This window comes from Bradyrhizobium sp. ARR65 (genome assembly GCF_000472385.1).
GTDB lineage: Bacteria > Pseudomonadota > Alphaproteobacteria > Rhizobiales > Xanthobacteraceae > Bradyrhizobium.
The window spans coordinates 145,677-157,718 of record NZ_AWZU01000008.1 but is presented as its reverse complement, the minus strand read 5'-3'; the positions used below and the strand labels follow the sequence as shown (position 1 = coordinate 157,718).

Genomic DNA, 12,042 nt, shown 5'->3' with positions numbered 1-12,042 from the left:
GATTGGAATTTAGCTTGCCTTCTTGAGCACCTCGGTCTTGGCGGAGATGACGCTCATAAACTCATTCCAGGACTTGATAAACGATTTGGCGCCCTCATCCTGCAATGTCGCTGCTAGCGCTTGGATGTCGACGCCGGCCTTCGCGAATTGCGAGAATACCTCTTCGGAATCGCCGCCATCGGACGGCAACGTCTCTTCGATCTCGCCGTGATCGGCGAGGGCCTTCACCGTGCCTTCCGGCATGGTGTTCACCGTGAGCGGTGCGGCCAGCGCCTTGACGTATAAAACGTCAGACGCTGCCGGATCCTTGGTCCCTGTGCTCGCCCATAACAGGCGCTGTGGCCGCCCGCCCTCGTTGTAGATGCGGCGCGAACGCGCCGAGCAGAGCAATTCGCATGCCGACTTGTAGGTTCGTTTCGCGATCGCGATACCGAGCTGATTGCGTAATTGCGCGGGCACTTCGTTCGCTACGGCGGCATCCCAGCGGCTGACGAAGACCGACGCAACGGATCCAACATCTGGATTTAGGCCGGCTGCGATGCGCCGCTCGATGCCGCGCAGATATGCCTCGGCGGCAGCGAGATAATGCTCCCGGCTGAACAATAGCGTCACATTCACGGGCACGCCGGCAAAGATCGTTTCTTCGATGGCGGGCAATCCTTCCCGTGTACCGGGTATCTTGATGAAGAGGTTGGGGCGGTTCGCCTGAGCATGCAACTCCTTGGCCGCCGCGATTGTGCTGGCCGTCTCATGCGCGAGAAGGGGCGAGACCTCGAGTGAGACCCATCCGTCTACGCCGTTGGTGCGGTCCCAAATCGGGCGGAACAGGTCTGCTGCCTGGGCGAGATCTTCGATTGCGAGTTCGAAGAATAACGTCTCGCCCGACTTTCCCTCCGAGAGCTTGCTGCGGATCGCTGAATCATAGTCAGAGCTGTTCTTGATAGCATGGTCGAAGATTGTGGGGTTCGATGTGAGTCCCGTCAGCGAGAAGTCGGCGATGTAGCGCGTCAAAGTGCCGCTGGTCAGCAGGTCGCGAGTGATGTTGTCGAGCCAAACGCTCTGTCCGAGTTCGTGGAGCTTTTGTGTTGCTTTCATCGCTTCACCTCCGCACAGCGTCGAGTCGTGGGGCTGCCGCAAGCAGACGACCCAGATCGCAGTCGAGTAGGTCTCCGATCCGGTCCACCGTCACGTCGGGTGTGGCGAAGGAGGCGAGGGCGTTCGCGTCGTGCGCATATTGTCCCTGTCGGGGAAGGACGGTGGTGACGCGGATGCCCCAGGCCTCCTTGACCGCGGCAAGGATACGCGGCTTGTCGTCCACCAGAACGTAGTGCAGCGCCGGATAGCGGGCCTCGACATCATCGAGCGCGAGTTCCTTGTGGATGTAGATCAGCACGTGTGAGTTGACTGCCTCCGAAAGCCCGGAGCGCTCAACCTTACGGGGTTGAAACACGACGTCGCCATCGGTGAGAAGGACGGTTGGGCCCCATTGACGGAGTCGTTCGAGCACATCCAGGGATTCCGGATACAAACGATTGGCGAACGGGTAATCGACCAGGAATGACGACATGGACAATAGGTGCATGTCCTGCGGGTGTTCGACGCGGTACCGCTGCAGCGCACCGAGATAGTCTCGATACCCCAGTTCTTCGAACAGATCCTCGAGAATTGCCCAGTAGCGGTCGCGACAGGCGGCACCGTACTGGCGCTCGAGATGGGCCTTGATGTCAGCCTGGATGTGGTCGTTGTCGAGAAGCGTATTGTCGACATCGACCAGAAAGACGACCTGGTTCATCGGTCTTACCTTACGCAACTCTCTGCAATGTGCTCACCGTGTGCGCCTAGCACGCACGTGCATATTCAAGACTATGTTACTCCGACTAGCGCTTCCATCTTAGCGCGCGAAGGCTGGTGCGAACCGACCTTCGACGTGCCCGGTGTCGTTCCACAGCCGGACCGCTGGTTCTGACTGATCGTGTTCGTACCCAAGTATGCTCAGGCTTGCGGTATCGAGCGTGAAGAATCGTCCGGCCCCCGCATCGAGGCCTAACCAGCGTGCCGCCAAAACTCGGAGAAAATGTCCGCTCGAAAACAATAACACGTTCCCTGGGACGTTGCGAACGCGCTGCACGATGCGATCGGCCCGGGCGCCGACTTGATGCGGTGCTTCTCCTCCCGGACAGCCGTCGCGAAACAATTGCCAGCCCGGACGCTCTTCATGGATCTCCTTTGTGCGACGCCCCTCGTATTGGCCGTAATTCCATTCCAGCAGATCGCAGTCGGTTTCCGCTTCGACGCCGAAGCCAGCCAACTCAGACGTCCGGACCGCTCGCTTCAGGGGGCTGGTGAACACTTTTGCGAAAGTGAAACGCAGCAATCGCGTGCCCAAACTCTGCGCATTGAGTTCGCCGCGCTCGGTGAGAGGCAAATCTGTGAGGCCAGTATGCTGGCCTGAGAGGCTCCACGCGGTTTCGCCATGCCTTGCAAGGCAAATGATCGGAAGGACGGCGCTCATGGTCTCGCCCCTTCAGCCTTCGTCCTGCCGGCGCGTGCGGCGGGAAGGACTGAACTCGGAACACTTCGTAAAGGCATCTCTATCGTGAACGCCGTATCAAGGCCCGTACGCACCCGCCCACTGGTAGCGCGACTTCTTCGGAGAAGCAACGACCAGCCCTCTAGCGTTATGACAGTTTGCCACTAAGGGATGTACGTCTGAAACGCTGACCTATTCGCTATAGGCATTTGCGGCTGCGGCGCGGGAGTTCGTGCGTGCGGAAATAAGATCCCCACCGAGCCGGAGCGGGAGAGCAAGGTGTGGTATCGTTCGTCCTGGTCGGAAACCTAATCCGGCTGGCAGATGAGACCGAAACGCGTGATGCTTCTGGCTTAGCAATGCTTCTGCCTTGCGAGAGAAGCTTGCAACCTCATCTGGTCGTTGCTGGTGCCATTGTTGCGATCGTGGGCACCAAGCGGAAGCAGGAATAGCAACTGGTTACGTCAAGGCGCTGCTGCACAGCCTCGAGCAGATGCTCGTGCTCCCATTGTGTAATACGCCGCCCTGACAAAGACTACGACGTTACAGCTCAGCGTTTGGTCGGTAACTTCCCGGAGGCGTTTTCTCCCATTGCCGTTGTCAACCCAGCGCACAATATTATGCATTGAAATTATGCATGAAAACCGTGCGCGCAACGTTCCGGACTGCGCGCTTCTCTGAAGCGGCCGCAAAGCAGGGCGTCGATCGTGTGGAGCGTCCCAATCGTAAACAACCACAAGAGCGAGCCGAGTTCGGGAGCATGCTATGCCATTTAAGGTTCAGGTTGGTCCGCATCAAATCTCGATCCATCAGGGGCAAACGGTGCTGGTCAGCGAACCAGACGCACAAATCAACTGGCCAACCGAAAAGGGACTCTATTTCTTTGATACAAGAGTAATCAGCAGCTGGGCCGTCTACGCAAATGGTGAGCCTTGGGATCTTCTCAATGGAGGTTCCATCACCCATTACGCGTCCCGAATTTATCTTACGAATCCCAGCATTCCCACCGCCGACGGCTTGATCCCGCCGCGCACACTTGGTTTCGTGATCAGCCGATGCATCAATGGCGGGATGCACGAGGATCTCGACATTACAAATCACAGCATGAAGCGGGTACGCTTCCAGCTCGAGATCGCGATACGGTCCGATTTCGCAGATCTTTTCGAGGTAAAGTCGGGCGACATTGTGCGCCGCGGACGGATCACCACGACATGGTCGTCGACGAAGCAGGAACTTCGCACATGCTATCGCAATTGCGATTTCATCCGCGCAGTAGCCGTTTCTCCTGCACATCGCCAGAGCGAAATCGAGTACGCCAATGGTCGGCTGAGCTTCGAAATCGGCCTCGAGCCGGGCGAAGGCTGGCATTGCTGCTTGCTCTATGCGTTGGAGGATGGCGACCGGCACTTCGCTGCACCGGGTGAGTGTGTGGACGACCATGAACGAACCCGCCACGCCGAGGCGCTCTCGGACTGGCTACAATCGGTACTGAAGATCCGCTGCAGTAACGAGGAGTTCTACCGCCTTTATCGCCAGGCGCTGGAGGACATGGCGGCGCTTCGGCTCCCGATCGCCGGCACCGATCACATGGTGTTCCTGCCTGCCGCCGGCTTGCCGTGGTTTGTGGCTCCGTTCGGCCGGGACAGCTTGATCGTGTCGCTACAGAACATGCTGATCTATCCAGATTTCGCCCGTGGAACGCTCGATATCCTGGGCTCGCTCCAGGCGAAGGAACAGGACGATTATCGTGACGCGGAGCCGGGTAAGATCCTGCATGAAATCCGCTACGGAGAACTCGCTCATTTCAGACTGATCCCGCACACGCCATATTACGGCACGGCCGATGCGACGCCGCTCTATCTCATCACACTCCATGCGGCCTGGCGGGCAACGGGCGACAAGGCGCTGTTGGATCGGCATCTTGAGACCGCAGAGGGATGCCTGTCCTGGATAGACAATCACGGTGATAGCGACGGCGATGGATTTCAGGAATATCAGACCCGCTCTCCGGTTGGCTACGAGAATATGGGCTGGAAGGATTCCGGAGACGGTGTGGTTTATCCTGACGGATCTCTCGTCAAGGGACCGAAGGCGCTCTGCGAATTGCAGGGCTACGTCTATGACGCCTGGCTGCGCATGGCAGAAGTGTTCGATGAACTCGGCAAGGCACGCTGCGCCGCGGATCTGCGAAGGAAAGCCGCAGCGCTCTTCAAACGGTTCAACGAGGCCTTCTGGGATGAGGAGTTGGGTTTCTACGCCATGGCGCTGGATGGCGAAAAGAAAAAGGTCCTCACGGTTGCCTCCAATGCCGGCCATTGCTTGTGGTCAGGCATCGTTCCACAGGAACGCTCCGGTAAGATCGTGCAACGTCTCATGGCGTTGGACATGTGGAGCGGTTGGGGTATCCGCACGCTCTCGGCCTCGAACCCAGCGTTCAACCCATACAATTACCAAACCGGGTCGGTCTGGCCCCACGACAATGCCATCATCGCGCTCGGCTTTAAACGATATGGATTCCACGCAGAGGCCGCAAGGATCGCGCGCGATATCAGCGATGCAGGAAGCCACTTCCTGTCCAATCAGCTGCCTGAGCTCTATACGACGATCGAGCGTGATCAAAGGAGCTTTCCCGTTCAATATCTTGGCGCCAACATCCCACAGGCTTGGGCAGCGGGGTCGGTCTTCGCATTTCTTCAGGCGATACTTGGGTTCGCGCCGGACGCTCCGAAGGGAAGGCTGTATATTGATCCAGCTCTGCCGCAATGGTTGCCCGATCTGACCGTACTCGATCTGCGTCTCGGTACAGAGCTTTTCGACATCCGTTTCTGGCGCGATGGCGATGAGACGCGCTTTGACGTCCTGCGAGGCGCTCCAGGAGCCGTCCAGAGGAGGCCCTTCGGTGCACGGCTGGAGCTTCCACGTTCCTAGCGGATTCTGAACTTCAGAAATTTACGGGCCGCGGGCGAAGTGAGCGAGCTTGCGAGCAAGAAAGTTGAACATCCGGTGTGACTTTTTTGCCCCCTCGGGGCATTGACGACACGCCCGCCGTCGGGCTCGATCAGCGTCGAGCGAGCGGAGGAGACGAGATCATGGGCTACAAGCCGATCGAGTCCTACGGCGTCATCGGCGACCTGCACACCGTTGCCCTCGTCGGCATCGATGGGTCCATCGACTGGTGCTGCTTGCCGCACTTTGACTCGCCGAGTGTCTTCGCGGCGATCCTCGACGACCAGAAAGGGGGCTCATTCCGCATCGCCAGTCTCTACGAGGCCCAGCACAAGCAGATGTACATGCCTGACAGCAACGTCCTGGTGACGCGCTTTCTTAGCGACCAGGGCGTCGGTGAGGTCGTGGACTTCATGCCGGTCCAAGGCGCGTGCGAGACCAGAAAGATCCATCAGATCGTCCGGGTCGTGCGGGCCGTGCGCGGGTCGGTCCGCTTCCGCCTCGACTGCCGGCCGGCTTTCGACTTCGCCCGCCGGCCACACGAGGTCGTCCTGGAGGGCCGGGGAGCGATCTTCGAGGCGCAAGGCATGAAAGTCTCGCTGGTCAGCCGCTTCCCGCTTGCTCGGCAGGGCGACGGCGTCGCTGCCGAGTTCGTCCTCAACCCCGGCGAGACGACAACATTCATTCTTCGCCAGGTGGAGGAGAACGGCCACGACGGCGTTCATGACGGCGTCCTGCTCGAGGCGCGGCTGGTCGGCACGGAGGCTTTGACGCGGACGCTGGCGTTTTGGCGGCAGTGGCTGAGGAAGTGCAACTATTCAGGTCGCTGGCGCGAGATGGTTCACCGCTCGGCGCTGGTGTTGAAGCTGCTGACCTTCGCGCCGACCGGCGCGATCGTGGCAGCGCCTACGTGCGGGCTGCCGGAAGAGATCGGCGGGGTGCGCAACTGGGATTATCGATATACTTGGGTGCGCGACGCCGCTTTCACCAATTACGCCTTCCTGCGCCTGGGGCTGACGTCGGAGGCAGAGCAGTTCATGGCATGGTTGGAGCAGCGAGCCTTCGAGGGCGCCCGGGGCGACCCGTTGCAGACTATGTACCGCATCGACGGCGGGCACGAGCTGCCCGAGGAGGTGCTCGACCACCTCGACGGCTACCGCGGCTCGCGTCCGGTGCGAGTCGGCAACGCCGCTGTCGACCAGCTGCAGCTGGACATCTATGGCGAGCTGATGGACGCCGTCTACCTGTACGACAAGTACGGGGCGCCGATCGGCTATGACTCGTGGTGTCACTTGCGCAAGATGTTGGACTGGGTGGCGAACAACTGGGAGCGAGCCGACGACGGCATCTGGGAGGTGCGCGGTGGACAGCAGCAGTTCGTGTACTCCAAGGTGCAGTGCTGGGTGGCGCTGGACCGAGCGCTCCGCCTTGCGCAGAAGCGGAGCCTGCCGCTGGACCACATCCGCCTGGCCGCGGAGCGAGACCGCATCTACGAGGCCATCATGAGGCACGGCTGGGACACCGAGCGGAAGACCTTCGTGCAGCACTTCGCCACCGACGCGGTGGATGCGTCCAACCTGATCATGCCGCTCGTCTTCTTCCTGTCGCCGACCGACCCCCGTATGCGCGGGACGCTCGATCGGATCATGGCGGAGCTCGTCTCCGACAGCCTGGTGCATCGCTACGAGATCGGCAGAGGAGCCGGCGACGGCCTGACCGGCAGCGAGGGGACGTTCAATATGTGTACGTTCTGGCTGGTGGAAGCGCTGGCCCGGGCGGGCCGCGCCGAGGAGGCCCGCTTCATCTTCGAGAAGATGCTGACCTACGCCAATCATCTCGGCCTGTACGCCGAGGAGACGGGTCCGCGTGGCGAAGCGCTGGGCAACTTCCCCCAGGCATTCACTCATATCGGGTTGATCAGTGCCGCGTTCAACCTGGACCGCCGACTCGGCGCGAGGCCTTGAGCAAGAGGTGGACCATGAGCGCGCAGGTCGCTTACCTAGGGACTTCCGTCCCAGACTGGGTGGGGGAGCTTTCGAGCAGCGATCCGCTCCGGCGCCGCCTCGGCGCATACGCTCTAGGCGAGATCGGTCCCGCGGCAAGCGAGGCTGTGTCCGACCTCGCCGCAGCCCTTCATGACCCGGTTGGGTTCGTGCGCGTCTGGGCGGCGGCAGCCCTCGCCCGCGTGGCGCCGCCGGGTGGAGAGTCGGTCACCGTCCTCATCGCGGAGTTGGGCAACGAGCTTGCCTTCGTCCGCAGCCTGGCGGCCTGGCACCTCGGGCGCCTCGGTCCGGCCCTCCCGGGGATCGAACAAGCTCTCCTCTCGCTCCGGCAGCTGGCGGGTGATCAGGATCCGAGCGTGCGGGTGGAGGCCGCGCTAGCGCTGGGGATGCTTGAGGGGAAGGGCGCCCCACCACCAGAGCTGAAGTCCTTGTGCACTTGAGCCTCCGGCGGCATCGCCGCGCGCGGATTTGTTCGCGCACCTCCAGCAATACGATCTCGGCGTCAGTCACCGGGCTCCTTTCTCTCCCAACTCGAAGACTTTTCGTCGCCGCAAAGCGGACATTGGAGTTGACGACCAGGACGGCGGTGGGCCATGTGTCGACGGCTCCAGGTCGGTAAGAGTTTTCTTCACGCTTGCGGCGGTGGTCGGAGTGGCCATATGTTCGGCCCCGTTGGCGTCCTGACCCGCTTCTCTTTATCAGTCGTTACGTCTTTGGCTAGGCCGTCAAGTGGGCCCCGCCTACGAGCGAAACGAGAGAAAGAAACAAGGGAAACGTTCACGGCTCCTTGCAAACTGGGGGTGGCCGTGGGGGCGGTTCTGGATGATCCTTTCGGTATTGAGCAAGAATCGGCTCGAGAACCTCTTTTGGCCAGAATTTCGGAGAGGCGATTTGCTTCAAGCAGAAGGCGCTCCAATACAGCCCAACGCGTGACGGCGACTGACGAGCTGCAATGGCTTGCGCGACGGCTTCGATATCGTGGGATTCCGGATAAATGTAAACCGTCGTCGGGTTGTCCTTCAGCAATGGGATGATTTGCCCGGCGTCAGATCGCGACCAACTGGTACAGCCATCGCTGCGGCCGCCCGAGTAGTCCACCAGATTCCCGAACGGAACGTAACCGTTCTGGTTCGCGTACGGACTACGCGGATCCTTTCGAAGACATACTCCCTTTAATGAGACGGCCGCATGTCCGCCGATGGCGCGCTGTCTAGCGTTGGCGGTCTCGCCTTCGCCATCAAACTGAACAAACGAGCGTATCAGAATCGCATCTTGTTTGGTCGAGACGCGATAATAACCTTTAAAAGACGTTTTCGTCTCACGTGTCACATAAGCGCCGCCGGCCGTCAGATTCGAATTCATCGCATTGCTAAAATTCTTCGCGCACTCTCTCCCGTTCAAGAAATCCGCGACACCCTTCAAATCGCGACCGCTGCCGTGACCGGCGGGAATCGCACGAAACGACTGGTTAGCTTCGCAAATAACGTAAAACCGGTCTCCCAATCTGCCGTCACTCAAATAGTTCGGACGCGTCGCGTCCATGGCAAAATAGCACGGATTTTTCACGACGCCTTCGTTCACCTTTCGCAGATAAAGGGCGCGTGCCCTCTGCAAGACCACTCGTGCGATCTGCCCCTCGCCCTCGCCAATATGGCCCCGCAACCAAGCCGGAACGTCCCACGGCTGCTCCGCTGCAAGAGATCCAGCCGTGACCCACACGGTAATTGCGGCACTGAGACTAACAGTCTTGAGAAAGCCCAATGCAGACTGCAACGGAACATCTCCACCGTCGAAAGGGAGGATGTCGATCCATTTCAGGAGAACGTAGCGTATCGCCTGCATCTTCATCGCAGCAGGTCCACAACATGAAAAGAACGGACCGAAGTAGATACCAATCAAGGTATTCTCAGCGCATTTTGAAATCACAATCGATTTAAGAACGCCGCGGAGATATCGCGCAACCGCATCGCCCGTGTTGATCGCCTGCGCAATCTCGACGTGGCTCTCTGTCCATTCGCAAGGGTCCCATGTGATACTTGAACGTGCGCCGGCGGTTCTTGATGCCGGCCCCACGCCAGGCTTCGGTCAGACTCGTGGGCTCGTGTTCCGCACAATCATCGTTTCAAACGGGAGGCGCGTGACAAAATAACCAAGGGCGCTCAGCAGTGCGATGCAGAAGCTGACCGGCCAGTCCGTATGATAGGCGATGGTGATGCCGAGCCAAGCCTCGGCCAACGCGATCCCGGCTGAAAGTGTAATTCCGCTCCAAAACCCGGTCACCAGCCGCTGTGCGGTCGCCGGCGGTCCTACCATGAGGCTGAAAACCAGGAGAATGCCGACAATCTGGGCGCTCTCCGAGACTGCAAGAGCGACGATTGCGAGGAAGGCGGTGGACACGAAGCGCAGCGGCACACCCTTGGCTTCGGCAAGTTCCGGCTGCAGGCTCGCAAAAATGAGCGGCCGCATGATCGCGGCCAAAGCGGCCAGCGTGATCAGGCCCAGGGCGATGAGCGTCGCGATCATCGACCTGTCGACTGCAAGCACGTTGCCGAACAGCAGCGAAGTGGCTTGGGCAGCGAATGCCGTATAGTAGTGCAGAAACAGTAGCCCGAAGCCGAGTGCCAGCGACAAGACCACGCCAATGGCTACGTCGCGGCCACTGACGCGCTCGCCCATTACTCCCATCCCGATACCGGCGGCAACCGTGAACCCGACAAGCCCCCAGACCGGTGCCAGGCCGAGCAAGATTGCGCCGGTAGCGCCGGCAAAACCGATATGCCCGAGCGCGTGACCGGCGAAGGTCTGTCCGCGTAGCACGAGGAAGTAACCCACCAAGCCCGATACCACGGCTGCGACTCCGGCGGCCGCGAACGCGTTTCTCATGAAATCGTAGTCAAGCATGGTGTTGACGATCCTGAGCATGGTCATGCAGATGGTCGTGGCGCTCGACGTCGCGGCCTCGGGAAAATACGAAGATGTGCCCGTCGGCGTGGACGACGTCGATATCCGTCCCGTAGAGTTGTGACAACACGGGCGACGTCACTACCTCCGCCACCGTCCCTAGTGCGGCGCGGCCATTGCCGAGGTAAAGCACGCGATCGAGCGCTCCGATCAGTTGGTTGAGCTCGTGCGCACTGAATAGTACAGTTATATTGCGCTCCCGAGCGAAGCGGCCAACCAGTTCGATAATCGTCTCCTGATAGCGCTGATCGAGGCTGATCAACGGTTCGTCGAGCAGCAGTAATTTCGGTTCGCCGAGCAGCGCTTGGGCCAGTAGCAGCCGTTGCCGCTCACCGCCCGACATGTCCGACAGCGGACGCTCGGCGAGGTCGAGCGCCCCCACCGCCGCGAGTGAGTCATCGATCATGTTGCGGTCGGCTTGCCCACGCGTCGGCAGACCCCACCGATCGCCGCGAATGGAACTCGCGATAAAGTCGAACCCACGCATGCGCAAGTCCGGCGCCACCGTGCGCACCTGCGGAACGTAACCGATGAGGGCATTCCCGCGCCGTGGCGTACGGCCGAATACGAAGATACTTCCCGCGCTCGGCCGCAGGAGGCCGAGGATGGAGCGCATCAGTGTGGTCTTGCCAGACCCATTGGGACCAAGGACGCCGATGAATTCACCCTGTTTGATCGCGAAGCTCGTCTCCGCCAGGACGACATGGCCGCCGATCCGAATGCTTGCGTGATCGAACTCGAGTACGTTCATCAGGGGTTTCCGGCCAGGGCCTTTTCAGTCGCTTCGAGCTGCGTCAACATCCAATCCTGGTACGACAATCCGGGTGGGGTGGTCTCGGTCACGCCCACGACTGGAACATTGGACTTGTGCGCAAGGTCAACCATATGCTGAACCACCCGATCTGACGCCTGCTTGTTATAGAACATGATGCGCGCATTGTGCCGCTCCAGGTCCCGCTCGAAGGCACCAACGTCACTGGCGCTCGGCTCGGTGTTGTTCATGACCGCGAGCTGAAATCTCTGATTGAGCATCGTCAGACGCAATGCGGCTGCCATGTAACCGAAGACCGGCTCTGTCGCCGTGACTGGGAGACCGGCATACTTATTGCGAATAGTAGCGATCTTGTCGTTCATTGGCCTGAGCGAGGCAAGAAAGGAATTGAGCTGAGCATCGTACCTGTCCGAATGGGCAGGATCAGCTGCGGTGAACGCGGCGGCGACCGCCTTCGCGAGCGCGGGCATCGTGGCCGGATCGTACCATAGATGCGGATTGTCGCCGGCCTTCTTGTGCATCAGGTCTGCAGCCATGATCACAACGCGTCCGGGTTTCGGCGCGGCCTTGAGTAGCCCGTCCATCCATGGGTCGTATTGAGCGCCATTTTCGATAACGACCTGTGCGGCAGCCAAGCCGCGAACGACGGATGGGGATGTTTCGAACAGGTGTGGATCCTGATCGGGACTGCTCAGGACGCTGGTGACCGAAACTGTGTCACCCCCGATCTGCTGCGCTACGTCACCGTAGAAGTTCTCAGCCGCCACGACGACGATCTTTTCATTGGCGGCACGTATATTCGTGACGGCGCCAAGCATGATTAGTGCCGC

General features: G+C 60.2%; 10 protein-coding genes. 3 read left to right on the top strand and 7 right to left on the bottom strand.

All coding sequences use genetic code 11. The features are described 5' to 3' along the window. Positions 1–9 precede the first annotated feature (9 nt). The 3 genes from tal to F758_RS0112260 all read right to left on the bottom strand — a co-directional run bounded on the left by tal (position 10) and on the right by F758_RS0112260 (position 2,512). Complete coding sequence (tal, locus tag F758_RS0112270; protein ID WP_024508139.1) at positions 10–1,095, bottom strand: transaldolase; 1,086 nt, start codon at positions 1,093–1,095, stop codon at positions 10–12. A gap of 4 nt (positions 1,096–1,099) precedes the next feature. Further along, on the bottom strand, positions 1,100–1,792 hold the full coding sequence (locus F758_RS0112265) for an HAD family hydrolase (RefSeq protein ID WP_024508138.1): 693 nt from the start codon (positions 1,790–1,792) through the stop codon (positions 1,100–1,102). A 99-nt stretch (positions 1,793–1,891) separates the two neighbouring features. Beyond that, positions 1,892–2,512: a histidine phosphatase family protein gene (locus tag F758_RS0112260; protein WP_024508137.1), complete on the bottom strand. Its 621-nt coding sequence runs from the start codon at positions 2,510–2,512 to the stop codon at positions 1,892–1,894. Positions 2,513–3,295: 783 nt separating this feature from the next. On the opposite strand from F758_RS0112260, the gene F758_RS0112255 reads away from it, so the two are divergent. The 3 genes from F758_RS0112255 (at position 3,296) to F758_RS0112245 (ending at position 7,919) form a co-directional block, all read left to right on the top strand. Further along, positions 3,296–5,458 carry an amylo-alpha-1,6-glucosidase gene (locus F758_RS0112255; RefSeq protein WP_024508136.1) on the top strand — a complete coding sequence of 721 codons (2,163 nt, stop codon included), beginning with the start codon at positions 3,296–3,298 and terminating at the stop codon, positions 5,456–5,458. A gap of 161 nt (positions 5,459–5,619) precedes the next feature. After that, complete coding sequence (locus F758_RS0112250; RefSeq protein ID WP_024508135.1) at positions 5,620–7,440, top strand: glycoside hydrolase family 15 protein; 1,821 nt, start codon at positions 5,620–5,622, stop codon at positions 7,438–7,440. A gap of 14 nt (positions 7,441–7,454) precedes the next feature. After that, complete coding sequence (locus tag F758_RS0112245) at positions 7,455–7,919, top strand: HEAT repeat domain-containing protein (protein WP_024508134.1); 465 nt, start codon at positions 7,455–7,457, stop codon at positions 7,917–7,919. Between the two features lie 337 nt (positions 7,920–8,256). Here the strand turns inward: F758_RS0112245 and F758_RS0112240 are convergent, their stop codons facing one another. The 4 genes from F758_RS0112240 to F758_RS0112225 form a co-directional block, all read right to left on the bottom strand. Next, the gene (locus F758_RS0112240) at positions 8,257–9,378 is read right to left on the bottom strand and encodes a murein L,D-transpeptidase catalytic domain family protein (RefSeq protein WP_245286478.1); all 1,122 of its coding nucleotides are present in this window, start codon (positions 9,376–9,378) and stop codon (positions 8,257–8,259) included. 186 nt (positions 9,379–9,564) lie between these two features. Then, positions 9,565–10,407: a metal ABC transporter permease gene (locus F758_RS0112235; protein WP_198026471.1), complete on the bottom strand. Its 843-nt coding sequence runs from the start codon at positions 10,405–10,407 to the stop codon at positions 9,565–9,567. Continuing rightward, positions 10,373–11,191, bottom strand: coding sequence for a metal ABC transporter ATP-binding protein (locus F758_RS0112230; protein WP_024508131.1), 819 nt, complete (start codon positions 11,189–11,191; stop codon positions 10,373–10,375). The genes F758_RS0112235 and F758_RS0112230 overlap by 35 nt, the downstream gene beginning before the upstream one ends. After that, positions 11,191–12,030 carry a metal ABC transporter solute-binding protein, Zn/Mn family gene (locus F758_RS0112225; RefSeq protein ID WP_198026470.1) on the bottom strand — a complete coding sequence of 280 codons (840 nt, stop codon included), beginning with the start codon at positions 12,028–12,030 and terminating at the stop codon, positions 11,191–11,193. Before F758_RS0112225 ends, F758_RS0112230 begins: the two co-directional genes overlap by 1 nt. Between the last annotated feature and the right edge of the window lie 12 nt (positions 12,031–12,042).

Excerpts from the sequence above, each read along its gene's own strand:
- F758_RS0112265 (WP_024508138.1), bottom strand. The coding sequence starts at position 1,792 with ATGAACCAGGTCGTCTTTCTGGTCGATGTCGACAATACGCTTCTCGAC.
- F758_RS0112235 (WP_198026471.1), bottom strand. The coding sequence starts at position 10,407 with ATGACCATGCTCAGGATCGTCAACACCATGCTTGACTACGATTTCATG.
- F758_RS0112250 (WP_024508135.1), top strand. The coding sequence starts at position 5,620 with ATGGGCTACAAGCCGATCGAGTCCTACGGCGTCATCGGCGACCTGCAC.
- F758_RS0112245 (WP_024508134.1), top strand. The coding sequence starts at position 7,455 with ATGAGCGCGCAGGTCGCTTACCTAGGGACTTCCGTCCCAGACTGGGTG.
- F758_RS0112260 (WP_024508137.1), bottom strand. The coding sequence starts at position 2,512 with ATGAGCGCCGTCCTTCCGATCATTTGCCTTGCAAGGCATGGCGAAACC.
- F758_RS0112230 (WP_024508131.1), bottom strand. The coding sequence starts at position 11,191 with ATGAACGTACTCGAGTTCGATCACGCAAGCATTCGGATCGGCGGCCAT.
- tal (WP_024508139.1), bottom strand. The coding sequence starts at position 1,095 with ATGAAAGCAACACAAAAGCTCCACGAACTCGGACAGAGCGTTTGGCTC.
- F758_RS0112255 (WP_024508136.1), top strand. The coding sequence starts at position 3,296 with ATGCCATTTAAGGTTCAGGTTGGTCCGCATCAAATCTCGATCCATCAG.
- F758_RS0112225 (WP_198026470.1), bottom strand. The coding sequence starts at position 12,030 with ATGCTTGGCGCCGTCACGAATATACGTGCCGCCAATGAAAAGATCGTC.